The sequence below is a fragment of the Streptomyces sp. NPDC002698 genome (assembly GCF_042888945.1).
GTDB lineage: Bacteria > Actinomycetota > Actinomycetes > Streptomycetales > Streptomycetaceae > Streptomyces.
The window spans coordinates 234585-259515 of the sequence record NZ_JBIAQM010000009.1; the positions used below are offsets into that span (position 1 = coordinate 234585).

Annotated in this window: 17 protein-coding genes; 8 read left to right on the forward strand and 9 right to left on the reverse strand. The window is 71.4% G+C overall.

Annotated elements, in window-relative coordinates; all coding sequences use genetic code 11:
- Positions 1 to 6: 6 nt before the first annotated feature.
- A complete protein-coding gene (locus tag ACFYW9_RS16215; protein WP_389150040.1) occupies positions 7 to 1116 on the reverse strand; it encodes an LCP family protein in 1110 nt (369 codons plus the stop codon).
- Between the two features lie 462 nt (positions 1117 to 1578).
- Here ACFYW9_RS16215 and ACFYW9_RS16220 point away from each other — a divergent pair, with 462 nt between their 5' ends.
- The 5 genes from ACFYW9_RS16220 to ACFYW9_RS16240 all read left to right on the forward strand — a co-directional run bounded on the left by ACFYW9_RS16220 (position 1579) and on the right by ACFYW9_RS16240 (position 10708).
- Positions 1579 to 3378: a stealth family protein gene (locus tag ACFYW9_RS16220; RefSeq protein ID WP_389150044.1), complete on the forward strand. Its 1800-nt coding sequence runs from the start codon at positions 1579 to 1581 to the stop codon at positions 3376 to 3378.
- Positions 3375 to 4316 (forward strand): hypothetical protein, encoded by a 942-nt coding sequence (locus ACFYW9_RS16225; RefSeq protein ID WP_389150047.1) that lies wholly within the window; start codon positions 3375 to 3377, stop codon positions 4314 to 4316. Before ACFYW9_RS16220 ends, ACFYW9_RS16225 begins: the two co-directional genes overlap by 4 nt.
- Positions 4317 to 4326: 10 nt before the next feature.
- A complete protein-coding gene (locus ACFYW9_RS16230; RefSeq protein ID WP_389150050.1) occupies positions 4327 to 7191 on the forward strand; it encodes a stealth conserved region 3 domain-containing protein in 2865 nt (954 codons plus the stop codon).
- An 83-nt stretch (positions 7192 to 7274) separates the two neighbouring features.
- The gene (locus ACFYW9_RS16235) at positions 7275 to 9254 is read left to right on the forward strand and encodes a PIG-L family deacetylase (RefSeq protein ID WP_389150053.1); all 1980 of its coding nucleotides are present in this window, start codon (positions 7275 to 7277) and stop codon (positions 9252 to 9254) included.
- A gap of 65 nt (positions 9255 to 9319) precedes the next feature.
- Positions 9320 to 10708, forward strand: coding sequence for a GDSL-type esterase/lipase family protein (locus tag ACFYW9_RS16240; protein ID WP_389150056.1), 1389 nt, complete (start codon positions 9320 to 9322; stop codon positions 10706 to 10708).
- Positions 10709 to 10789: 81 nt separating this feature from the next.
- On the opposite strand, the gene ACFYW9_RS16245 is transcribed toward ACFYW9_RS16240, so the two are convergent.
- The 5 genes from ACFYW9_RS16245 to ACFYW9_RS16265 form a co-directional block, all read right to left on the reverse strand.
- Positions 10790 to 12916: a 3-hydroxyacyl-CoA dehydrogenase NAD-binding domain-containing protein gene (locus tag ACFYW9_RS16245; RefSeq protein ID WP_351861461.1), complete on the reverse strand. Its 2127-nt coding sequence runs from the start codon at positions 12914 to 12916 to the stop codon at positions 10790 to 10792.
- The gene (locus tag ACFYW9_RS16250; RefSeq protein ID WP_351861459.1) at positions 12913 to 14139 is read right to left on the reverse strand and encodes an acetyl-CoA C-acyltransferase; all 1227 of its coding nucleotides are present in this window, start codon (positions 14137 to 14139) and stop codon (positions 12913 to 12915) included. The genes ACFYW9_RS16245 and ACFYW9_RS16250 overlap by 4 nt, the downstream gene beginning before the upstream one ends.
- A 717-nt stretch (positions 14140 to 14856) precedes the next feature.
- A complete protein-coding gene (locus ACFYW9_RS16255) occupies positions 14857 to 16134 on the reverse strand; it encodes a ribonuclease D (RefSeq protein WP_389150060.1) in 1278 nt (425 codons plus the stop codon).
- Positions 16135 to 16324: 190 nt separating this feature from the next.
- The gene (locus ACFYW9_RS16260) at positions 16325 to 16987 is read right to left on the reverse strand and encodes a response regulator transcription factor (protein ID WP_019073943.1); all 663 of its coding nucleotides are present in this window, start codon (positions 16985 to 16987) and stop codon (positions 16325 to 16327) included.
- 290 nt (positions 16988 to 17277) lie between these two features.
- Positions 17278 to 17955, reverse strand: coding sequence for a DUF3000 domain-containing protein (locus ACFYW9_RS16265; protein ID WP_351861456.1), 678 nt, complete (start codon positions 17953 to 17955; stop codon positions 17278 to 17280).
- 174 nt (positions 17956 to 18129) lie between these two features.
- On the opposite strand from ACFYW9_RS16265, the gene hemE reads away from it, so the two are divergent.
- Positions 18130 to 19197 (forward strand): uroporphyrinogen decarboxylase, encoded by a 1068-nt coding sequence (hemE, locus tag ACFYW9_RS16270; protein WP_351861454.1) that lies wholly within the window; start codon positions 18130 to 18132, stop codon positions 19195 to 19197.
- Between the two features lie 35 nt (positions 19198 to 19232).
- Here hemE and ACFYW9_RS16275 read toward each other — a convergent pair whose 3' ends face one another.
- Positions 19233 to 20051 (reverse strand): rhomboid family intramembrane serine protease, encoded by an 819-nt coding sequence (locus tag ACFYW9_RS16275; RefSeq protein WP_351861452.1) that lies wholly within the window; start codon positions 20049 to 20051, stop codon positions 19233 to 19235.
- Between the two features lie 200 nt (positions 20052 to 20251).
- Between ACFYW9_RS16275 and ACFYW9_RS16280 the strand changes: the two genes are divergently transcribed.
- Entirely contained in the window at positions 20252 to 20584 is a 333-nt protein-coding gene (locus ACFYW9_RS16280) for a hypothetical protein (RefSeq protein WP_351861450.1), read from the forward strand.
- Positions 20585 to 20696: 112 nt separating this feature from the next.
- Here the strand turns inward: ACFYW9_RS16280 and ACFYW9_RS16285 are convergent, their stop codons facing one another.
- Together ACFYW9_RS16285 and ACFYW9_RS16290 are read right to left on the reverse strand one after the other, a co-directional pair.
- Positions 20697 to 22115 (reverse strand): FAD-dependent oxidoreductase, encoded by a 1419-nt coding sequence (locus ACFYW9_RS16285; protein WP_351861448.1) that lies wholly within the window; start codon positions 22113 to 22115, stop codon positions 20697 to 20699.
- A 27-nt stretch (positions 22116 to 22142) separates the two neighbouring features.
- A complete protein-coding gene (locus ACFYW9_RS16290; protein WP_389150123.1) occupies positions 22143 to 23171 on the reverse strand; it encodes a DUF4349 domain-containing protein in 1029 nt (342 codons plus the stop codon).
- A 275-nt stretch (positions 23172 to 23446) separates the two neighbouring features.
- On the opposite strand from ACFYW9_RS16290, the gene hemG reads away from it, so the two are divergent.
- Positions 23447 to 24931, forward strand: coding sequence for a protoporphyrinogen oxidase (gene hemG / locus ACFYW9_RS16295; RefSeq protein WP_389150067.1), 1485 nt, complete (start codon positions 23447 to 23449; stop codon positions 24929 to 24931).

Here is a 24931-nt window from a genome sequence, read left to right on the forward strand (position 1 = left end):
AGCAGGTCAGGAACTCCCGCCGGTGGCGGGCGACTTCTTCGCCGACTCGGGGATCGCGGAGTCGGTGCGCAGCGCCTTCCACAGGGTCGACGCCCGCGGTTCGGCCGCCACCACCCGGTTCGGGTCGACCTTGTCGTACGCCACCGGGAGCATGATCGTCTCCATGGTGGACGGGTCGACGCCGTTCATGCTCCGGCCGAACTCGGCCAGCGCCGTGAGCGAGGCGAGGTCGGAGTCGGTGGTGAGGGCCTGGGTCAGACTGTCGGCGATCTTGTACGTCTTCGCCGGGCTGCCCAGCAGGTCCTGCTTCTTGATCTCGGACAGGAGCGCGATCATGAACTGCTGCTGGAGGCCGATGCGTCCGAGGTCGCTGCCGTCGCCGATGCCGTGCCGGGTCCGCACGAACTCCAGGGACTGGGTGCCGTTCAGGCGGTGCGTGCCCGCGGCGAGGTCGAGGCCGCTGGAGCTGTCGTGGATGTCCTTGCCGACGGTGACGGTCACCCCGCCTATCGCGTCCACCAGGTCCTTGAAGCCGGCGAAGTCGATCTCCATGTAGTGGTCCATGCGGATCCCGGAGATCTTCTCCACGGTCTTCACCACACAGGCCGAACCGACCTGGGAGTAGATGGAGTTGAACATGACGCGCTGCGCGGAGGGCACCTTCGAACCGTCCGCCTCGGTGCACTCGGGGCGGGTCACCAGGGTGTCGCGCGGAATGCTGACCGCGACGGCCTTCTGGCGGCCCTCGGGTATGTGCATCACCAGCGCGGTGTCGGAACGCGCCCCGGAGACGTTGCCCGTCTTGAGGGCGGCGTTGGCGCCGGCGCGCGAGTCGGATCCGAGGACGAGGATGTTCTGCCCGGAGGTGGGCAGCTTCGCCGGCCGGTCGTCACCGATGGCCTTGTCGAGGTCGACGCCCTTGATGTTGCTGTCGAGGTCGCTGTAGAGCCAGTAGCCGGTGCCGCCGGCCGCGAGGACGAGGACGGTCAGACCCAGCAGGATCTTCCTGCCCGTGCGACGGCCGCCGGTCCGCTCGCGCTTGGCGCTCCGCTTTCCGCCGCCGCCCTTTCGCGGCGCTTCGGGGGCGGGGTTCTGGGGCGTCGGGACATGGCTCATCCTGGTCCGGGTCCTAGCTGGTCGTGCCCTGGTACGGGCGGATGTCGATGGCTCGAGGACTCGGGTGGGGGGAGTGGCCGGTCCGTGCATTGCCGGGCTGACCTGCACTATAGACACGGGTTCGGACGTATGTGCGTCCAGGGGCGTCGGTCTCGTGCCTGCGCCTCGGGACCGGAGGAGCCGCCCTCTCGGGAGGTGCCGGACGGGCGATCCCGGGCGCGAAAGACCGGGGGCCGCCCGGTCAGGGGGTACAAGACGGGCATTACTCCTGTCCTGATGGAAAGTTCAGTGAATCGCGTCTCACGTTTGTGTCTGGCGGGGGCGAAAAGTGGACAGCCGGTAGCTGGGATGTGAATATTCCGTGACGCGATCTCCTCGGCTCGGGGCCGGTTGATCCCGCCTGTGTGATCACTTTGGGTGTGAGGGGGGCCTCAGCCCTTTTCTGGAAGACGCTGAGGAGCCGTGGTGAGCCCGGGTAACCCCGAGAACAGTGCCCTGGTATCGACATATCGATCCCTGGTGCCGGTGCGGGCACGTCGGCGCATCGTGCGCCGCGTGCCGCGCCCGCTGCGGACCGCCGTCATCCGTACCCTCGCCGCCCTCGACGCGTTCCGTTCGGCGCTGGTGAAGGCCGCGCTGAGCGGCCGGAGCGGTCCGGACGTGCGCGAGGGCCACCCCCCGATGCGCGTCGTGCAGTCCAACGGCCGGCACGTTCTGGCCACGGTCGTCCCCGGGGCCACCGAGTGGGCCGCGCGGGCCAGGAACCTCCACCTGCTCGTCGCGGTGCTGGAGGACGCCGAGATCGACTACTTCGCCGTGCGCGGCACGGCCAGGTCCGTGCCCTGCGTCGCCGTTCCCGCCGGGTTCCGTGCCGACGTGGAGGAAGTGCTCCAGCTCGTCTTCGGCCGCAACCCGGGCTACGTCTGCGCGGTGCCCGAGGGAACGCCGCTGACCGGAAGGTCGACGAAGACCTGGCGCAGGCTCCGCTCGCGGCAGGTGCTCCGGCTGTCCTGGAACGTCTGCGACCCGACGGAGAACCTGGTCTTCGGCCACGAGTCGGGATGCGAACTGGAGTTCTGGAACGAGGTCGACGGCGAGCTGGTCGCGCCGCGCTCCAACCCGGTGGTCGCGAGCACGCCGCTGCTCACCGAACGCCGTCAGGCCGATCAGAGCCTCTTCAGCCCCGTCCCGTCGCTGTACCGGACGGGACGGATCCGCACCCTGCCCGAGTTCACCGCTTCGCTGATCGGCGACCACCTCTACCCGATCGACGTCGTGTACACCTGGGTCGACGACGCGGACCCGGTGTGGCGCGCGGGCAAGACCGCCGCCGAGCGGACGCTGGCCATCGGCCGGGCGTCGCTGCACGAGCAGGCGACGAACGACGCGCGCTACACCAGCCGGGACGAACTCCGTTACTCCCTGCGGTCGATCCACCAGTACGCGCCCTGGGTCCGGAACATCTTCCTGGTGACCGCGGGACAGGTACCCGGCTGGCTCGATACCGGCTATCCGGGCCTGAAGGTGATCGACCACCGGGAGATCTTCAGTGATCCGACGGCCCTGCCGACCTTCAACTCGCATGCGATCGAAAGCCAGTTGCACCACATCCCGGGACTCGCGGAGCACTTCCTGTACCTGAACGACGACGTCTTCTTCGGACGGCCGGTACGGCCGGACCGGTTCTTCCACCCGAACGGGCTGTCCAAGTTCTTCATGTCCAAGGCGCTGATCCCGTCCGGCCAGATCAAGCCGCAGGACCTGCCCGTGGACGCCGCGGGGAAGAACAGCCGCGGTCTCATCGCCCAGCAGTTCGGCACCGTGATCTCCCAGAAGATGAAGCACACCCCGCACGCCCTCAGGCGCAGCGTCCTCGCCGAGATCGAGGAGGTCTACGAGCGGGCGCACTGGGTGACCCAGCACTCGCGGTTCCGCTCCTCGAACGACATCCCCGTCGCTTCGTCGCTGCACCACTACTACGCGTACAACTCCGCCCGCGCCACGGTCGGCGACCTGCGCTACGTCTACATCGACATCGGCGACAGCAAGGCGGAGCACCGGATGAACCGACTGCTCGCCCAGCGGGACTTCGACACGTTCTGCATCAACGACACCGTGGTGCCGGAGGACAGAGAGGCCCAAGCCCGGATGGTGACCCGCTTCCTCGACTCGTACTTTCCCGTGCCGAGCCCGTGTGAGCTGGAGCAGGCGGAGAGCGTTCCGACGCGACGTCTCTCGCAGGTGGGACGAGGCGCCCGATGAGACCGGGACGGGCCGTGCGCGCCGCGCGCCGATGGACCCTCGGGCGGCTTTCGGCGTACCGGGCGTCGCTGATGACCGGGTTCTTCCTTCCTCGGCGCCTGGGGCGGACGGCGCTGCTGCGCTATGCCGCGCTGCTCGACGGGCAGACCGTGAACCTGCATGCCGAGCTGCCCGCGTCCGTGACCCAGGCGGAGACGGCCGAGATCGTCCTGCGGCGAGGGCTGCGGCGGCACCGCCGCCCGGCGCGGGTGTACCCCGACCCCGAGGGGCCCTGGCTCATGGACGCCGCGGTGCTGCTCGGTGCCGAGGCGGGCGGCGTGCCGGTCCGCCGGGGCCGCTGGAAGCTCAGTCTCGAGGTGCGCTCGGGGCGCCGGGGCGTGCGGCTGCCGCTCACGCTGGCCGAGCCGACCACGCCGCGCAAGGGTGCGACGGGGCCCATGGCCCGCTCGCCGCTCACCGCGGAGCGCTACCGCCTCGGACGTACGGTGCGCGGTGACGCGCGCGTCGTGTGCACCAAGGTCCGGCCCGCGGCGGAGGTGGCCGCGGTGCACATCCAGCACGCGCGCATCGACGTCGATCTGCGGGTGCTCGGTACCCGGGCGACCGCTCCCTGGGCCGAGGTCGTGGCCGCGGGGCGGAGGGTGAGACGCTCACTCGCCGAGGTGCAGCCCGGTGTCTGGCGGCTCGAAGTGCCGCTCGCGGAGATGCTGCCGGCCGGCGGCCGGCGCGAGCACTGGGACGTCATGGTGCACCCGGACCGGGGCGCGCCCCTCCGTCTCGCCAGGCGGCTTCACGACGTACAGGCACCGGGGCGGGTGTTCACGATGCGCAAGATCCTCGTGTCACCGCGCCGCGGCGTCCTGATGAGGATCGAACCCCGGTACACGCCGGCAGGGAGCTTCAGGCTCACCTGCAGTGACGGCGACCGGGCTGATTAAGGAACGAGATTTGAGAGTCGCTTTTCTGCTGACCCGGGCGGATGTCCTGGGTGACGCGGAGCGCGCCGTGTTCGGACACGCCACGGCCCTCGCGGGCCGGCACGAGGAAGTCCGGATCATCAGTGTGTTCAAGGAGCGCCGCCGGCGCTTCGAGTCCCCGGACCCGCGTGTCGACGTCACGTTCCTCATCGAGTCGCTCAAGTCCCGGGCCGTGCGCCGGTCCGGGCTCGCCGACGACGCCGAGACGGCTCTGGCCGCCCTGCCCAGCGACATCGTCGAGCGCCGCTGGGACGAGCACTTCCACCGGCTCGCCGACATCGAGATGGAGCACGCGCTCCGCCACCTCGACGCGGACGTCCTGATCACCACGTCGCCCGCGCTCCTCGCGTACGTCGCGCGCTTCCTGCCGCCGCACATCATCGCCGTCCATTACGAACTGGGTGCTCACGAGGCGGCCGGCCCGGCCACGGAGCCGCTGCTGCGGCACCTCGTGCGCTGCGACGCGCTCGCCCTGCCGCGTGTCCGTTCGCGCCAGTGGTTCACCGAGACCTTCGGACAGGCGCTGCCGCCGCTCATCGTCGCCCGGCCCGCGCTCGCCCGGCGCTTCCGGCCCCGGTCGACGCTCGAGACCCGCATGGTCACGCTCGTCGCCCGCATGGAGGAACGTTTCGGCATAGCGCAGGCGCTGACCGCGTGGGCCAAGGTCAGCCCGCAGCACCCCACCTGGACCCTGCGGATCATCGGCGACGGTCCGCTCGGCAAGGCGCTGCGGGCACAGCGGGACGAGCTCGGCCTGCACAGCAGTGTCCAGTTCGTCGGCGAGGCGCCGGCCGACCTCTCCGAGGAGTGGGCCAAGACGAGCATCGCGCTCAGCGCGGCGACCGAGGACGCGCTCGGTCTCTTCCTGATGCAGGCCCACGCCGCCGGTGTCCCCGTGGTCGCCTACGACTGCCCGACCGCCCCGCGAGAGGTCGTGGAGCACGGGCGGACCGGCCTGCTGGTCACCCCCGGCGACACCGACGCCCTGGCCGGGGCACTGCTCGAGATGATCGAGAACACCGACCTGCGCTGGTCGATGGGAGCCGAGGCCGCGGAGGTCGCGGCGGGCTTCCGCTACAACCGCAATTTCGACCGCCTCTTCGCGAGCCTGGAGGAGGACCGCGCCTCCGGGCGCCGCGACAGGCGCAAGGCCGCGCGGATCGCGGTCCACTCGCTGACGTCGGGCACCGACGGCCAGGCCAGGGCGGCCGCCACCGCGCCGCGCAGCACGCAGAACTCCGAAGAGCTCGCGACGGCCGAGGAGCGCATGCTGCGCCGTGGCGGCGGCCTCGTGCGCGACGGCGGGCAGGTGTGCCGCATCATCGAGGCGGAGACCCCCCACGACATCATCCAGGCCAACCTGGCGATGGTCGCGACCGCCCTGGAGGCGGCCGGGATCCCGTACTTCGTCACCCGGACGACCAAGGTGCGGCACACCGTCGCCGTGCACGCCAACCACCGGGAGGCGGCCCTGAAGGCGTTCGGCCGCAGCTTCACGCGGCAGGCCGTGTACGTGGCCCTTCTCAACGAGCGGGACGACGCCGTCGTCACCACGCTCGGCGGCCTGACGACCGGACACGCGAAGACCCCCTGCGCGGGGGTCCGGGTCTACCAGAGCGTGGTCACCCCCTCCCGCACCCTGCGGCTCGGGGCCACGTACGGCTGCACCGTCGCCTTCTGGGACGACGACGAGACCGACCCCGACCACATCGTCTCGCCCTTCCGGACGCTCATCGGCGCCCGGCTGCCCAAGGAGGCGCTGCGCCTGGACTCGATGGTGCTGGCCGGGCGCCGGTACCCGACGATCCAGGCGTTCAACGACGATCTCCATCACGACATCGCGTTCCCCGTCGACGCCGTGTACACCTGGGTCGACGGCGCGGACGTCGCGTGGCTGGAGCGCAAGAACGCCGTGCTCGCGGCCAAGGGCATCGAGACCGAGGACGCGGCGACCAGTGCCGCGCGGTTCCGCAACCGGGACGAGCTGCGCTACTCCCTCAGGTCCCTCGACATGTACGCGCCCTGGATCAGGAACATCTACCTGGTGACGGACCGTCAGGTCCCGTCGTGGCTGGACACCACCCACCCCCGGGTGCGCGTGGTGGACCACACCGAGATCTTCGCCGGCGAGGGGCAGCTGCCCACGTACAACTCGCATGCCATCGAGAGCCGGCTCCATCACATCGACGGTCTCGCCGAGCACTTCCTCTACTTCAACGACGACGTGTTCGCGGCACGACCGATCCAGCCGAGCCTGTTCTTCCTCGGCAACGGGATGTCGAAGCACTTCATGTCGTCGAACGCCATCCCCTTGAGTCCGATCAACGACAAGGACGAATTCAGCCGCATGGCGGCGAAGAACAACCGGCGGCTGCTGTCGGAGAAGTTCGGCCGGGTGCTGGTGAACTCCTTCATCCACGCGCCGCATCCGTTGCGCCGGAGCGTGATGCGCGACCTGGAGACCGAGTTCGCCGACGCGCTGCGCAACACCGCGGGCAACCAGCTGCGCAATGCCACCGACGTGTCGGTCGCCTCGTCGCTGCACCACTACTTCGGCTACTACACCGGCCGCAGCGTGCCGGGCCGTATCGCGGGCGGCTTCGTCAACGTCGGCCTGAGCGAACAGGTGAAGAAGCTCAACCGGATGCTCGCCACGCGGTCCAACGACGTCTTCTGCCTCAACGACTTCCATGACGGAGACGTGTCGGAGGACGAGCAGGACGCCACGCTGGCGGCCTTCCTGCCGAGCTATTTCCCGATAGCCAGCCAGTTCGAGGCGGGCTCGCCCCGCAATCAGAAATTCCACGCCGGACGACTCACGGGATGGCCTCAATGACCTTCGGCATTCCTGAACTGCATCGTCGACCGTCCATCGGTGGGCCGGCGAAAACCGCAGCTCAGCCCACGGAACCAGTTCCCGTGCAGGCCTCCCTGTTCCAGGTGCTGGCGCATCCCGACGACGACCTCTACTTCATCAACCCCGATCTGCAGCGAGCTCTTGAGGCGGGGTTCCGTGTCACCAGTGTGTACCTGACAGCCGCGGAGGCCGACGGGATCAACATAGACATCCGTGACCCCCGGCGGTTGGACAGCCCGCCGGACTACGAGGGGTACGCCGAGGCACGGCAGCAGGGTCTGCGCGCGGCGTACGCGGACATGGTGACCGGTGACCGCGAGAGCGCATGGTCACGGGACGTGTTCACCTTCTCGACCGGGGTGACGGCGGACCGTTCCGTTCTGCTGGCGGCCCCTCATGTCCAGCTGTTCTTCTTCGGGCTGCGGATCGTCAACACCGGGCACGGCTTCCCTGCCGACACGCCGTCCGTCCGGCTGGCCAAGCTGTGGAGCGGGACGTCGATGTCCCAGCTCACCCTTGTCGCCGCGGAGTCGCCGCTGTCCCAGCCGCAGGAGATCACGAAGGACGCCCTGTTGCGTTCCCTGATCGAGCTGCTCCACCGCACACGCCCCGACCAGTTCTGGACCATGGACCCCGACCCCTGGCACACGGACTGGGACGAGGTTCGCGGGCCGATCTCCAGCGATCACCAGGACCACACAGCGACGGCGCAGTTCGCGCTGGCCGCCCTGGACGGCTACATCGCGGAGGGCGGCGGGCCACCGCTCGTCGACCACTGCGTCGGCTACAGCAACAAGATGTGGCCCAGCAACCTCGCGGAGGAGAGCTGGGCCGAGAAGAAGCGTGTGCTGGAGGTGTACACCTCCGCCGACGGACACGACTGCCGACACCGCTACTGCGGTGACCTGCAGCTGTCCGACGGAGCCGACACCCGTCGCTACGGGTGGAGCACCAGGGCCCGGTACGAAGGCGGCACCGACTGGCTCCATCTGCAGGCGGACGGCCGACTCGCCGCCTACGCGGTGCTCGGCGGCCGGGTCGCCGTGTGGACCGAGAGCGTGCCGGGCAGCGATCTCTGGGGCGGACCGGTCCTGCTGCCCGGCGGGGGCCTGACCCCCGCCCTGTCCGTGGCACCGGACCGCGAGGGCGGGGTGCACCTCGTCGGTATGTGCCGCACCCCCGGGCCCGGTGGCGAGGTAGATGTCGACGTCGTCCGTATGTGGCGGCAGGCTCACACCGGGGCGGTGGTGCCCTGGGAGAGGATCGGCAACCCCAACGACTACACGGAGGACTGGCGCCGGCGTCGGGAGGTCGGCACCCCCGTGGCCGTGGTCGGCAGCGCGGGAATCCTGCACGTCTTCATGCGCAACTTCGGCTCCGGCGCCAGCGCCCGCCGCCAGGTCGACGGCGGCTGGGGCGAATGGGAGGACCTGCACGGCCGCAACCTGCAGGACTGCCTGAACGCGGTCCTGATGTCCACCGGCCGGATCGAGCTGTACGCCAGCAACAGGTCGGGCGGGGTGCGCTGGTACCAGGACGGCATGTACGGCCCGTACAAGATGCAGGACAACGTGACCTCGGTCGACACCGACGCCTGGCGGCCCACCGGAGGCATCACTCCCTTGCAGGTCGGACGCTCCAGGGCGGCGCTCTTCTACCGCGAGGAGGACTCCGGCGAGGTGATGTGCCTGCGGCAGAGGCCCGACGGGCGGTGGAACCGACAGGCTGATCGGCTGGGCGGTCACGGCGGTACAGGGCGGATCGCGGCCCTGCGACAGCAGACCGGCGGACAGGACTTCGTGGTTCTCGCGCGCCGGAACGCCCGGAACCGGCTGAGTACAGCGGTCCTTGCCACCCAGGGCCAGGAAGCGGCACCGCGGTGGACCGACCACGACGTGCTGATGGCGCGTCCGCCCGCCCTGGCCCGCGACCACGCGGGCCGGGTCGTGGTGGCGACGATCGGTTCCGACGCTCGGCTCCGAGTGATGCGCCAGGCCAAGCCGGACCTCGCGGACGGCTTTGGCCCGCTGACGCTCGTGTGACACCCGTCCCGGTGCCGCGGGACCAGAAGACAGACAGAGAAGACTGAGGAAGGCATGAGCAAGACATGAGGAAGATCTGCATCCTGGGCAATTCGGTGGCCGCGCCGCGGTCCGAGGAGGAGGCACCGCTCGCCGGCTGGGGCCAGTACCTCGGCGAATTCCTGGGCGAGGGCTACGAGGTGCGCAACTACGCCCGTGATGCCATGACCCTGCGTGGTTACTTCGGCAAGCGGCTCACCGCGCTCCTCAACCTCCTCAGCCCGAGCGATCTGGTGCTGATCGCCTTCGGTCACGACGAGGAGCGTGTCAACCAGCTCAACCGCTACCACGCGCCGCGCGAGTACCAGGAGTATCTGCGCCTGTACGTCGAGGCGATCCAGGCAGAGGGGGCCGTTCCCGTGCTGGTCACCCCGGCGGCCCGCTGCTCCTTCGGGGAGGCCGGGAACGTCCTGGACACCCATGGCGAATACACCGAACTCACCCGGGAAGTCGCGGCCGAGACCGGCGCTGCTCTGCTCGACATGACCACGTTCACGACGACGATGCTCGCCGAACTGGGACCGAAGCGAGCACGCCGGTTGTACCGGTGGCTGGATCCGGGTGAGTACCCGAACCACCCCGACGGCATCATCGACGCCAGACACTTCAACGAAGTGGGCGCACGAGAGGTGGCCCGGCGTACGGCCGCCGCTCTCCATGAGGTCCCCGGCCTGCCGGTCGATCTGGTCGATCAGCGGCTGCTGACTCCCGGGGAGAGCCCCGCAGAGCTCACCGAGTTCATGGTGAGCCACCCCGAGGCGGCTCTCGACATCATCCCGAGTGTGCCCGGCGTGCCGGTCTTCACCTCGCCCGATCCCGGTCAGTTCGTGGGCGCGCAGCGCGAGTTCGCCGGCAAGGCGCCGACCGGAACCGACTACGTCCTCTTCTACGAGGAGGGCCGCTATCTCGGCGGCACGGCCGTCTCCGCCTCGGGGGCATGGCAGTGGCGCCGGGTCGTCAACTGGCCGGACGGCCAGCACAGCATCGAGGTGCTCGCGGTCGTGGGCAACGCCGTCTCACGCAGGTCCGAGCTGGCGTTCGAGGTCGTCGACCGCCTGGCGGCTCCGCGGATCGTGGGCCCCGAGCAGGACGCCTGGACCGGGCCGCGCCCGCGCTTCTCCGGCAGGGCGTCCCGCGGTACGTCGAAGGTCATGTTCCTCGAGCAGGGCAGAGTCATCGCCGAGGCACCCGTCAAGCAGGACGGAACCTGGTACCTCACCCACGCCCACGACTGGCGGCCCGGCACTCGCACGGTCGAGTTCGTGTCGGTGTTCGGCGCTGTCCGCTCGGCACCCGCCTCGCTGACGCTGCGCGTGCGGGGCATCCCCGAGGACAGCTGGTTGCGCACCTCGTTGGAGTCCCGGGAGACCTGCTCCGGCACGTGCGAGCACTACCCGGCCATGCCGGTCTGGTGAACCGGCCCCCGGTTCACGGCTGTTGAACGAGAGAGGGCCCCCGCCGAACGGCGGGGGCCCTCTTCCTGTCACGTCAGGCCGTTACGCCGGAACCGACGCCACGCCCGCGTCCAGGAAACGCTTCCCGGTCACGCGCTCCGAGACGCCCTCGCGGTCCAGGTACGGCGTGATGCCGCCCAGGTGGAAGGGCCAGCCCGCGCCGGTGATCAGGCAGAGGTCGATGTCCTGGGCCTCGGCGACGACGCCCTCGTCGAGCATGAGGCCGATCTCCTGGGCCACCGCGTCGAGGACCCGGTCCCGCACCTGCTCCTCGGTCAGGACGACGTCGCCCTGCTTGAGGAGAGCGGCGACCTCGGGGTCCAGCTCCGGCTTGCCGGAGTCGTAGACGTAGAAGCCGCGCTTGCCCGCCTTGACGACGGCCGCGAGGTTCGGGGAGACCGTGAAGCGGTCCGGGAAGGCCCGGTTGAGGGTCTCCGAGACGTGCAGGCCGATCGCGGGGCCGACCAGTTCGAGGAGGACCAGCGGGGACATCGGCAGGCCGAGCGGCTCGATGGCCTTCTCGGCGACCTCGACCGAGGTGCCCTCGTCGATGACGTTCTGGATCTCGCCCATGAAGCGGGTCAGGATGCGGTTCACGACGAACGCCGGGGCGTCCTTGGTGAGGACCGCGGTCTTCTTCAGCTTCTTGGCGACGGCGAACGCCGTGGCCAGCGAGGCGTCGTCCGTCTGCTCGCCGCGCACGATCTCCAGGAGCGGGAGGATCGCGACCGGGTTGAAGAAGTGGAAGCCCACGACCCGCTCGGGGTTCTTCAGCTTCGACGCCATCTCGGTGACCGACAGCGAGGAGGTGTTGGTGGCGAAGATCGCGTGCGCCGGGGCGACCGCCTCGACCTCCGCGAACACCTGCTGCTTGACGCCGATCTCCTCGAAGACGGCCTCGATGACGAAGTCGGCGTCGGAGAAGCCCTCCGCCTTGTCCAGCACACCGGAGACCAGGGCCTTCAGGCGGTTGGCCTTGTCCCGGTTCACGCGGCCCTTGAGCAGCAGCTTGTCGATCTCGGCGTGGACGTAGCCCACACCCTTGTCGACGCGCTCCTGGTCGATGTCCGTGAGGACGACCGGGACCTCCAGGCGGCGCAGGAACAGGAGGGCGAGCTGGCTGGCCATCAGGCCCGCGCCGACGACGCCCACCTTGGTGACCGGACGCGCGAGCGACTTGTCCGGCGCACCCGCCGGACGCTTGCCGCGCTTCTGGACCAGGTTGAACGCGTAGATGCCGGAGCGCAGTTCGCCACCCATGATCAGGTCGGCGAGCGCCACGTCCTCGGCGTCGTAGCCCTTCTGGAGGTCGCCGTCCTTGGCCTCGGCGATGATGTCCAGCGCGCGGTAGGCGGCCGGGGCGGCCCCGTGTACCTTGCTGTCGGCGATGAACCGGCCACGCGCGACGGCCTGGTCCCAGGCCTCGCCGCGGTCGATCTCCGGGCGCTCGACGGCGATCTCGCCCTTGAGGACGGAGGCCGTCCACAGCAGCGACTGCTCCAGGAAGTCCGCACCCTCGAAGAGCGCGTCGGCGATGCCGAGGTCGTAGACCTGACCGCCCTTGAGCTGCTTGTTCTGGTTGAGCGAGTTCTCGATGATCACCGAGACGGCCTTGTCCGCGCCGATCAGGTTCGGCAGGATCGTGCAGCCGCCCCAGCCGGGGACCAGACCGAGGAAGACCTCGGGCAGCGAGAACGCCGGCAGGGCCGCGGAGACGGTCCGGTACGAGCAGTGCAGACCGACCTCGACGCCACCGCCCATCGCCGCGCCGTTGTAGTAGGCGAAGGTCGGGACCGCGAGGCCCGACAGACGCTTGAAGACCTCGTGGCCGCCCTTGCCGATGGCGAGCGCGTCCTCGTGCTTCTTCAGCAGCTCGACACCCTTGAGGTCGGCGCCGACCGCGAAGATGAACGGCTTGCCGGTGACACCGATACCGACGATCTCGCCGGCCGCGGCCTCCTTCTCGACCTGGTCGATGGCGGCGTTCAGGTTCGCCAGCGACTGGGGACCGAAGGTGGTCGGCTTGGTGTGGTCGAAGCCGTTGTCGAGGGTGATGAGCGCGAAGCGCCCGGCACCGAACGGCAGGTCGAGGTGGCGTACGTTCGCGGACGTCACTACCTCGTCGGGGAACAGCTCGGCTGCGCCCTTCAGGAGTTCAGCGGTGGTCACTTGTCGCCTCCGGCGTCCTTGTGGTGCGGGTTCTCCCAGATCACCGTGGCGCCCATGCCGAAGCCGACGCACATGGTGGTGAGGCCGTAACGGACCTCCGGCTGCTCCTCGAACTGGCGGGCCAGCTGCGTCATCAGACGGACGCCGGAGGAGGCGAGGGGGTGGCCGTACGCGATGGCGCCGCCGTACTGGTTGACGCGCGCGTCGTCGTCGGCGATGCCGTAGTGCTCCAGGAAGGCGAGCACCTGGACGGCGAAGGCCTCGTTGATCTCGAAGAGGTTGATGTCCTCGATCGACAGACCGGCCTGGGCGAGGGCCTTCTCGGTGGCCGGGATCGGGCCGTAGCCCATGACCTCCGGCTCGACGCCCGCGAAGGCGTACGAGACCAGGCGCATCTTGACCGGCAGGCCGTTCTCGCGGGCGAAGTCCTCGGAGGCGAGGATCGACGCGGTCGCACCGTCGTTCAGACCGGCGGCGTTACCGGCGGTGACCCGGCCGTGGACGCGGAACGGGGTCTTCAGGCCGGACAGGTTCTCCAGCGTGGTGCCCGGACGCATCGGCTCGTCGGCGGTGACCAGGCCCCAGCCCGTCTCACCGACCTCCGGGTTGGTGTTGCGCACCGAGATCGGCACCAGGTCCTGCTGGATCTTGCCGTTGGCGTACGCCTTGGCGGCCTTCTCCTGCGAGCGCACGGCGTACTCGTCGGCGCGCTGCTTGGTGATGGTCGGGTAGCGGTCGTGCAGGTTCTCGGCGGTCATGCCCATGAACAGGGCGGACTCGTCGACCAGCTTCTCGCTGACGAACCGCGGGTTCGGGTCCACGCCCTCGCCCATGGGGTGACGGCCCATGTGCTCGACACCGCCGGCGATGACGACGTCGTACGCGCCGAAGCCGATGGAGCCCGCGGTGGCGGTGACGGCGGTCAGCGCGCCCGCGCACATGCGGTCGATGGAGTAGCCGGGGACCGACTGGGGGAGCCCGGCGAGGATGCCGGCCGTGCGGCCCAGGGTCAGACCCTGGTCACCGATCTGCGTGGTCGCGGCGATGGCGACCTCGTCGATCTTCTTGGGGTCAAGACCGGGGTTGCGGCGCAGCAGCTCCCGGATGGCCTTCACGACGAGGTCGTCGGCGCGGGTCTCGTGGTAGATGCCCTTCGGGCCCGCCTTGCCGAACGGGGTGCGGACGCCGTCTACGAAGACGACGTCCCTGACGGTACGAGGCACGATGGCTCTCCTCCAGATGCGGGATGGCACTGCTGCGCGACACACGCCTGAGCGCGCGCTCAGCACCCATGCTACTTACGAGTAACCAACCTGCCCAGTCCCGCGGGCGGGAGCGGCGAAGGTCACATCCGGAAGGCCCGCGCGTTCCGGCCCGGCCACTCGCGCGCGGGCGGCCGCCGCCCGGGGGCCGCCCCGCCGGTCCTCGCGCCGGACGGTCCCACCGCGGCCGTCCGGCCTGCTGTCACGCCGCTTCTCCAGGGTCGGACACCCGGGAAACGGCCGCACTCGGACGTCCCAGGATCTTGGCGTGATCTCGTCGCCCGTTCGACGGGTCGATTCCCCTTCGAGGACCCGTCCGGCGTGCACCGGGAGAGCCGGAACGCACCCCGGGCGGCGTACGCGGTGGGGCACGACGGACATGCCGGGCGCTCGGAGCGCCCGGCGTACGGAGCAATCGGAGCGCGCGCCGGACATCCGGCGCGCACACGGCGTACAGGCGGCGCACGACGGACACGGGCGCGCGCCCGGCACGGTCCTACGCCGAACGGGTGACCGACGCCGGGTGCGCCGATACGCCCGAGGCGCGGCCCGTACGCCGGGCCCGCCGCCGAGCGGGGGAGACCGCCACCGCGGAGAGGCGCTCCGGGCCGTCCCGGATCCGTCCGCCCCCGGCGTGACGCTCCCGGCGGGCCAAGGCGTCCCGAGGGTCCGGACGTCCTAGGCGGTCTTCACGGACAGTGCCGTCACCAGTTCCGGCGTGACCAGTTCCACCTGCCAGGGCCGCGCCCCGCAGGCGGTGAGCGCCGCGCCCACCGACTCCGTGTCCGGTGTCCTGGGCGGCTCCCAGCACACGCGCCGCACGGTGTCCGGGGTGATCAGGTTCTCCTGCGGCATGTTCAGCCGCTCGGCCAGCACCGACACGGCGGCCCGCGCGGCGGAGAGCCGGGCGGCGGCGGCCGGGTCCTTGTCGGCCCAGGCCCGCGGCGGGGGAGGCCCGGTCACCGGCTGGCCGGGCTGGGGCAGCTCGGCGTCCGGCAGCGCCTTCGCGCGGTCGACCGCGGCCTGCCACTGCTCCAGCTGGCGCCGGCCCATGCGGTGCCCGAAGCCGTTCAGGGCGGCCAGGGCGTGCAGGTTGGCGGGCACGGCCAGCGCCGCTTCGACGATCGCCGCGTCCCCGAGCACCTTGCCCGGCGAGATGTCCCGGCGCTGCGCGATGCGGTCCCGGGTCTCCCACAGTTCCCGTACGACGGCCATCTGCCGGCGGCGGCGCACCTTGTGCATCCCGGACGTACGGCGCCAGGGGTCCTTGCGCGGGGGTGCGGGCTCGGCCTGGGCGATGGCGTCGAACTCCTGGCGGGCCCATTCCAGCTTGCCCTGCCGGTCGAGCTCCTTCTCCAGTGCGTCGCGCAGGTCGACCAGCAGTTCCACGTCGAGCGCGGCGTAGCGCAGCCAGGGCTCGGGCAGCGGGCGTGTCGACCAGTCGACGGCGGAGTGCCCCTTCTCCAGGACGAAGCCGAGGACGCTCTCCACCATGGCTCCGAGGCCCACCCGGGGGAACCCGGCCAGGCGTCCGGCCAGCTCGGTGTCGAAGAGGGTGGTGGGGATCATGCCTATCCCGCGGAGGCAGGGCAGGTCCTGGGTGGCGGCGTGCAGGACCCATTCCGCCCCGGAGACGGCCTCACCGAGACCGGACAGGTCGGGACAGGCGACGGGGTCGATGAGCGCGCTGCCGGCGCCCTCGCGGCGCAGCTGCACCAGATAGGCCCGCTGGCCGTACCGGTACCCGGAGGCGCGCTCGGCGTCGACGGCCACCGGGCCGGAGCCGGCGGCGAACGCGGCGATCACCTCGGCGAGCGAGGCCTCGTCGGTGATCACCGGCGGGATGCCTTCTCGGGGCTCGAGCAACGGGGTCGGCGCCGATTCGACGTCGTCCGGAGGGCCGCCTCCGGTGGTTCGCAGTGAGCTGTCTGCTGCGGTCTCTTGGGCGTCGGTCACCTGTCAAGGGTATCTGTGGATGGACGACGCCCGTCGACGGAACGTTCCGTCGACGGGCGTCGGATGGTCGTAAACCAGTCAGGTGAACGCAACACGCGGTTCACGGGCAGGAAGGCGGCCGGGGGGCGGGGAGGCCGTCCGGTGTCGGGGTGGGAGGCGGGGAGGCGGGAGGAAGGTGGCGGGGGAGGGGTCAGTGGATGATTCCGGTCCGCAGGGCCACCGCGACCATTCCGGCGCGGTCGCCCGTGCCGAGCTTGCGCGCGATGCGGGCGAGGTGGCTCTTGACGGTCAGTGCGGACAGGCCCATGGAGACGCCGATGGCCTTGTTCGACTGGCCCTCCGCGACCAGGCGCAGGACCTCGACCTCTCGTCCGGACAGTTCGCGGTAGCCGCCCGGGTGGCTCGGGGCACCCGGGGGGCGGCGGTGCATACGGGCGGCGGCCGAGCCGATGGGCGCGGCGCCGGGCCGGGTGGGGAGCCCGACGTTCGTACGGGTGCCGGTGACGACGTAGCCCTTGACGCCGCCCGCGAGGGCGTTGCGTACGGCGCCGATGTCGTCGGCGGCGGAGAGGGCGAGGCCGTTGGGCCAGCCCGCGGCTCGGGTTTCGGAAAGGAGGGTGAGGCCGGAACCGTCCGGCAGATGGACGTCGGCGACGCAGATGTCTCGCGGGTTGCCGATTCGGGGACGGGCCTCCGCGACGGACGACGCCTCGATGACGTCGCGCACTCCGAGCGCCCACAGATGGCGGGTGACGGTGGAACGGACCCGGGGGTCTGCCACGACCACCATGGCGGTCGGCTTGTTCGGACGGTAGGCGACCAGGCTTGCGGGCTGCTCGAGGAGAACGGACACCAGGCCTCCTGGGGTGCGGGACGGGACCGGCTCTGAGAGGGGCGAGCCAGGACGAACCGTGCTTTCAAGGTCACAGACGTCTTCGGCATCAAACCTGTCGACCTTTAGGGAATGATCACGATGGGGTGAGTAACAATCCGTGCAATTCGGACGCACGATCGATCATCCGAAGATCGAATCGAGTCGTTCCGCGTCGTTCCGTGTCGATACGCGGCCGAAAGTGGTCGTATCGATATGCGGCCGGTAAGGAAACGGAAAGGGCGCGCGCGTCGGCGCGCGCCCTCGCGGGGTCAGCGGGACTGTGGTCCCCGGCGCTGCGGCAGGGTGACCACCGAGGCGTCACCCGGAGTCACCGGCGGCAGCCCCGCGACCTGGCACAGCAGGTCGCACCAGCCGGCGAGGTGCGCGGCGGTGTCCGGTACGCCGCCGAGCCCCTCCCGGGGTGTCCAGGACGCGCGGATCTCGATCTGCGAGGCGGCCGGGCGCTCCGCGAGCCCGCCGAAGTAGTGCGAGCTCGCGCGGGTCACGGTGCCGCTCGGCTCGCCGTACGAGAGGCCGCGGGCCTGGAGCGCGCCGGTCAGCCATGACCAGCAGACCTCGGGAAGCAGCGGGTCGGCGGCCATCTCCGGCTCCAGCTCCGCGCGGACCAGGGTCACCAGACGGAAGGAGCCCTGCCAGGCGTCGTGCCCGGCCGGGTCGTGCAGCAGGACGAGGCGGCCGTCGGCCAGATCCTCGTCGTCGGCGACGACCGCGGCCTCCAGCGCGTACGCGTACGGAGCCAGGCGCTGCGGTGGTCGTGTCGGGTCGATCTCGATGTCCGGCCGGGGCCGGGCGGCCCGCAGCGCGTCGACAGCCGCCCGGAAGGGCAACGGGGCCGTCTCCGCCGCATCCTTGTCCCCCTCCTTCTCCTCCCTCGCGTCGTCCATTCCGCCAGCGCCGTCCGACAGTCGTCCCTGAGCCGCAGCCATGCCGGGAAGATTAAGGGGAACGGAGCCCGCGCGCAGGGAGAGACACCCGTGCGTGGGACCCCTGTCCGGATCACGCCGGGCGCACGCCGTCGCGCGAGCGCGCCGTCCGGAGGGGCGGCGGGCGCACCGGAGCCCGGGACGGGGGTGTCCGTGAGCCGTGGGAGACTTTCCGTCGTGAGCGCCAACCACAGCCCCGCCGGGCAGCAGCCGACAGCCACGTACGAGTCCGCCTTCCTCAAGGCGTGCAGGCGCGAGCCCGTGCCGCACACACCCGTGTGGTTCATGCGGCAGGCCGGTCGCTCACTGCCCGAGTACCTCAAGGTGCGCGAGGGCATCCCCATGCTGGAGTCCTGCATGAGGCCCGAGCTGGTCGCCGAGATCACGCTCCAGCCGGTCCGCCGGCACCACGTGGACGCCGCGATCTACTTCAGCGACATCGTGGTCCCGCTGAAGGCCATCGGCGTCGACCTGGACATCAAGCCGGGCGTCGGCCCGGTCGTCCAGAACCCGATCCGCACCCGTGCCGACCTGGCCCAGCTGCGCGATCTGACCCCCGAGGACGTCTGGTACGTCACCGAGGCGATCGGGCTCCTGACGGCCGAACTCGGCGAGACCCCCCTCATCGGCTTCGCGGGCGCGCCTTTCACCCTCGCGAGTTACCTCGTGGAGGGCGGCCCGTCCAAGAACCACGAGCACACCAAGGCGCTGATGTACAGCGACCCGCAGCTGTGGGCCGACCTGCTCGACCGTCTCGCCGAGATCACCTCCGCCTTCCTGAAGGTGCAGATCGAGGCCGGGGCGAGCGCCGTCCAGCTCTTCGACTCCTGGGTCGGCGCCCTGGCCCCCGCCGACTACCGCCGCTCCGTGATGCCCGCCTCGACGAAGGTCTTCGACGCCGTCGCCTCGTACGGCGTGCCGCGCATCCACTTCGGCGTCGGCACCGGCGAACTGCTCGGCCTCATGGGCGAGGCCGGCGCGGACGTCGTCGGCGTCGACTGGCGGGTCCCGCTCGACGAGGCCGCCCGCCGCGTCGGCCCCGGCAAGGCGCTCCAGGGCAACCTCGACCCCGCGGTCCTGTTCGCGTCCACCGAGGCCGTCGAGGCGAAGACCCGCGAGGTGCTCGACGCCGCCGCCGGCCTGGAGGGCCACGTCTTCAACCTCGGGCACGGCGTCATGCCGAGCATGGACCCGGACGCGCTGAGCCGTCTGGTGGAGTACGTCCACACGCGGACGGCGCGCTAGTCCGGCTCCCGTACCCCGGCTCCCGTACCCCCGGCTCACCAACTGTGCCGCGCCTGTCTGCCGAACAGCAGGCGGCGCGGTTCGGGCGGTGGCGGGGTGCCCGGACGCAGCGGCCAGGCCAGGAGCATGCCGGCCAGGAAGCCGACGACGTGCGCCGCGTACGCCACGGTGCCCGCGGCGGGCACGGCGGCGCCGGACGAGTACGCGGCCTGGAGCACGAACCAGAAGCCCAGCACGAGCCACGCGGGCAGCCGGAGCGGCAGGAACACCAGGAACGGGACCAGGACCCAGACCCTGGCTCTCGGGTACAGCACCAGATACGCGCCGAGGACCCCGGCGATCGCCCCCGAGGCGCCGATCAGCGGATCGCCCGAGTCCTCGTTGACCAGCGCGAAGCCGTACGCCGCCGCGAAACCGCACGCCACGTAGAACAGCGTGAAGCGCACGTGCCCCAGCCGGTCCTCGATGTTGTTGCCGAAGATCAGCAGGAAGAGCAGGTTGCCCAGCAGGTGCAGCCAGCTCCCGTGCAGGAACATCGCCGTGAGCACCGACAGCGGCGGCGACTTGTCGTAGCCCCGCGGGCCCAGCACGCAGCCCGGTCCGTGCGGGCCGCCGCCGACCTCCCCGGTCGGCACCAGGCGGGGCACATGATGGTGGATCAGTTCCTGCGGCACGGCGGCGTAGTGGTCCATGAACGCGCGCAGATGACACAGCTGCGACAGGGCGCTGTCGCCCGCCACCGATCCGGAGAGGCCGGGGGTGTAGAGGAACACGAGCACATTGGCGGCGATCAACGCGTACGTCACATAGGGCGTGCGCCGCACCGGGTTCACGTCATGGACGGGAATGACCACGAGGGACTACTGCCCCCGCTGGGCGGGGTGAATCCGGGCTCCACCGCGCTCGGCCGGTCCGGCCGCCGGCAGGGTTTCCCGCCGGACCCACTGAACACATGTGCCCCCGCGGCCGTATGTCTCCTCAGCCCCCCGCTCCGCTCCGGCGGCGTGGCGCGGGTACGACGACGCGACGACGTGAAGACGTGAGGACCAAGGCCATGAGCGACCGAGTTACTCCTCCGATGCACGCCCTGCCCGACGGCGAGGCGGAAATCGCCCTGGTGCTGCACCTCCCCTGGGAGGACGTCGCCGCGCTCGGCCAGGAGGCCGGCCGGCTCGCGGCCCGGATGCAGCGGCCGGTGACCCTGGACGAGGCCGTCAGCCACCGCCTTCGGTCCTCCCGGCCGGCGGCGCACGCGAAGCCGGCCCAGACCCCTCCCTCGGTCACCGCGGCCGGCTCCGTCTCCTCGCTGCCGCCCCGGCCGCCCGCGGAGCAGGCCCGGCAGGCGATAGACCGGATCAACGGCACGGCCGGGAACGAGTCCGCGTAGCCGGTACCCGGGCCACCGGCCGCCGTCCGGACCCGTCCGGACCCGTCCGGACCCGTCCGGACCGGGGAGGACACGCTGTCGGACCGGGGGAAGGCACGCTGTCCCGTGCTCGTCACGGGGCTGCCCGCCGTACCTTCGCCACCGCCTTGCGGGCCGCCACCAGGACGGGGTCCCAGACGGGTGAGAACGGCGGCGCGTAGCCGAGGTCCAGCATCGTCATCTGTTCCACCGTCATGCCCGCGGTCAGCGCCACCGCCGCGATGTCCACCCGCTTCGCCGCGCCCTCCCGGCCGACGATCTGCACGCCGAGCAGCCGTCCCGTGCGGTGCTCCGCGAGCATCTTCACCGTCATGAGGGCGGCGTTCGGGTAGTAGCCCGCGCGGCTCGTCGACTCGATGGTGACGGTCTCGAACCGCAGGCCCGCCCGGCGCGCGTCCTTCTCGCGCAGTCCGGTGCGGGCGATCTCCAGATCGCAGACCTTGCTCACCGCGGTGCCGACGACACCGGGGAACGTGGCGTATCCGCCGGCCACGTTGGAGCCGATGACCTGCCCGTGCTTGTTCGCGTGGGTGCCCAGCGCGATGTGCCGCTCGCGTCCCGAGACCAGGTCGAGCACCTCGACGCAGTCGCCGCCCGCCCAGATGTTCTCGTGCCCGCGCACGCGCATCGCCAGGTCGGTGAGCAGCCCGCCGTGGTCGCCGAGCGGCAGCCCCGCCGCGCGGGCGAGCGTCGTCTCGGGGCGCACGCCGATACCGAGCACCACCACGTCCGCCGGGTACGTGGCGTCCTTGGTGACGACCGCGCCGACCCGCCCTTCGGCGCCGGTGAGGAACGCGGTGACCTCGGCGTCGTCGACCATGGTGATCCCGAGGCCCTCCATGGCGGTGTGCACCAGGCGGCCCATGTCAGGGTCGAGCGTGGACATGGGCTCCTTGCCGCGGTTGACCACCGTCACCTCGTACCCGCGGTTGATGAGCGCCTCGGCCATCTCCACGCCGATGTAGCCCGCGCCGACGACCACGGCCCGGCGGCCCTCGGTAGCCGCCAGCGAGTCGAGCAGGGCCTGCCCGTCGTCCAGGGTCTGCACGCCGTGCACGCCCGGCGCGTCGGCTCCCGGCAGGTCGGGGCGGACCGGACGCGCGCCGGTCGCGATGACGAGCCGGTCGTACGACGTCCACTCCTCGGCCCCGGTGCCGAGGTCCCGGGAGCGCACCCGGGCGCCCGCGACGTCGATCCCGGTGACCTCCGTACGCATCCGCAGGTCGATGGAGCGCTCACGGTGTTCCTCGGGGGTCCGCGCGATCAGCCGGTCGCGGTCCGGGACGTCGCCGCCCACCCAGTACGGGATGCCGCACGCCGAGTACGACGTGAAGTGGCCCCGCTCGAACGCCACGATCTCCAGCTCGTCAGGACCGCGCAGCCGGCGCGCCTGTGACGCGGCGGACATCCCCGCCGCGTCACCCCCGATCACGACCAGTCGTTCCCGGGCGCCACGCCCGCCGCCCGCGCCGTTCGTATCGCTCATGCTCATACGAACACGCTACGGGGGACCGGCACTTCAGTCCTCCTCGCCGCCTTCCGCGGTTCCGCCACGGGCGGGCGGGGCGGCCTTCGGCGCGGCCTCGCCCGCCGGAGCCGGTCCGGGCGCCGGGCGGGAAGCCGGGACCGGGACCGCCGACGCCCGCGCGGCACCAGGGGCCGGACCCGGAGTCACCGCCGGGGCCGGGCGACGGGGCAGCCGGGGACGCACGAAACGCATCCACACCAGGGCGATCAGGCCGAGGAGCACCGCGAAGGGGAGCAGCGCCCCGATCGCCAGGGCCAGCCAGCGCACCATGGTGACCAGCACGTCCCAGCCGCCCTGGAGCGCGTCCAGGAAGCCCGGGTCCTCGTCCTTCTTCTCGGCCTTCTTCACCGGGGTCTCGGACAGCGAGAGGGTGATCGTGGCCAGGCTCGTGCGGTCCTTCAGCGATGCCTGCTGGGCGAGCAGCGATTCCAGGTCGGCCTGCCGGCTGCTCAACTCCCCTTCCAGTGCCACCACATCACTGAGCTTGGTCGCCTTGTCCATCAGCTCCCGGACCCGGGTCACGCTGGCGCGCTGCGACTTGACCCGGCTCTCCACGTCCACGACCTGGTCGGTGACGTCCTGTGCCTTGGCCGTCCGCTCGACGACCTTGCCGGCGCCTTCCAGGTCGGCGAGCACCTGGTCGTAGCGCTCGGTGGGCACTCGCAGGACGACGCGGGTGCGCTCGTGGCCCCTGCCGTCACGGGTGGTGGTCTCGTTGCCGACGTAGCCGCCGGCGTTCTCGGCCGTGGCCCGGGCGTCGTCCAGGGCCTTGGCCACCTCCTTGACCTCGACGGTCAGGGAAGCGGTGCGGATGATGCGGTTCACCGTCACCTTGGGCGGGGCGGCCTTGCGCCCGCCCGAGCTGTCGCTGCCGCTGCCGGCCGCACCCGAGTCCGCCCGCTCCGCGGGGCCGGCCTTCGCGTCTCCGGCGTCCTGCGCGTACCCCTTGTCGCTGCTGGTGCTGGCCGTGTCATCGGCGGCGCCGCATCCCGACAGCGCGAGCGCGGTGACGAGGAACATCCCGGCGAGGACCCGGGCCGGGCGGGCGGTGCGTCCTGGTGAGGCGGGTGAAGCGGGTGAGACGGACGAGACAGGTGGCACGGGTCGGTCCGGACGTCCGGAGCTGCGTGTGAGCATGCGGGCTACCCCCAAGGTGGTGACGACTGACGCTTCTTCGACGCCGCAGCGGCCCGGGACGTTGGACGACTCCGGTCCCGATGCGGTCACGGTCCGGACTCGCGCCGGACACCGGGCTCCCCGACGGAGGCGTCGGTGGTGTCTGAGAAGGTGGAGCCATGCGTGAAGAGGACACTTCTCCGGGTTCGGGACACGTCGTGGTGGTCGGCGGAGGGATCGCGGGGCTGGCGGCCGCCCACCGCCTCCTCGGGCGGGGCGCGCGCGTCACCGTCCTGGAGGCCTCCGACCGTCTGGGCGGCAAGCTGCTGGCCGGCGAGATCGCGGGCGCGCGCGTCGACCTCGGCGCCGAGTCGATGCTGGCGCGCCGCCCGGAGGCCGTGGACCTCGCCCGTGAGGCGGGACTGGGCGACCGCCTCCAGCCGCCCGCCACCGCGACGGCCTCCCTGTGGACCCGCGGCACCCTGCGCCCCATGCCCAAGGGCCACGTCATGGGTGTCCCCGGCAGCGCCTCCGCCGTCGCGGACGTCCTCTCCGAAGAGGGCCTGCGCCGCATCGAGCGGGACGCCGACCTGCCCCGCACCGAGGTGGGCGAGGACATCGCCGTCGGCGAGTACGTGGCGGCACGCCTCGGCCGCGAGGTCGTCGACCGCCTCGTGGAACCCCTCCTCGGGGGCGTGTACGCGGGCGACGCCTACCGCATCTCGCTGCGCCTGGCCGTCCCCCAGCTCTACGCCGCCGCCCGCACGCACACCTCCCTCACCGAGGCCGTCCGCGACATCCAGGCCAAGGCGGCCGCCGCCGGGCAGACCGGCCCCGTGTTCATGGGCATCGACGGCGGGGTGGGCCGGCTGCCGCTCGCCGTCGCCGAGTCGGTGACGGCACGCGGGGGCGAGATCCTCACCGGGACGCCGGTGACCGAACTGCGCAGGACCACGGCGGCCGGGCCCGGTGAGCCCGCCCGCGCCGCCTGGCGCGTCGTCGCCGGGGACCGTGTCCTGCACGCCGACGCGGTCGTCCTGGCGCTGCCCGCCCCGGCCGCCTCCGCGCTGCTGCGGGCGGAGGCCCCGGCCGCGGCGGCCGAGCTGGCCGCCGTGGAATACGCGTCGATGGCCCTGGTGACCCTCGCCTACCGCGGCGAGGGCGCCACCCTCCCCGAAGGAAGCGGCTTCCTGGTGCCGCCGGTCGACGGGCACACCATCAAGGCGTCCACCTTCGCCTCCCGCAAGTGGGGCTGGATCGCCGACCAGGACCCCGGCCTGCTGATCCTGCGCACCTCCGTCGGGCGGTACGGCGAGACGGAGGTGCTCGGCAGGTCCGACGCCGATCTCGTCGAGGTGTCCCGGCACGACCTGCGGGAGGCGACCGGGCTCGACGCCGAGCCGGTCGAGACCCGGGTGACGCGCTGGGACGACGGCCTGCCCCAGTACCCGGTCGGCCACCACGCGCGCGTGGCCCGCGTCCGCGAGCACGTCGGGAAGCTGCCGGGCCTCGCGGTGTGCGGCGCGGCGTACGACGGGGTCGGCATCCCGGCCTGCATCGCGTCCGCGTACGCCGCCGTCGACCGGCTCGGCGGCGACGGCGCCGGGCTGGAGGCGCTGCGGGCCGACCCGGTGCAGAGCCTGCACGGCGGCGCGGGAGAATAG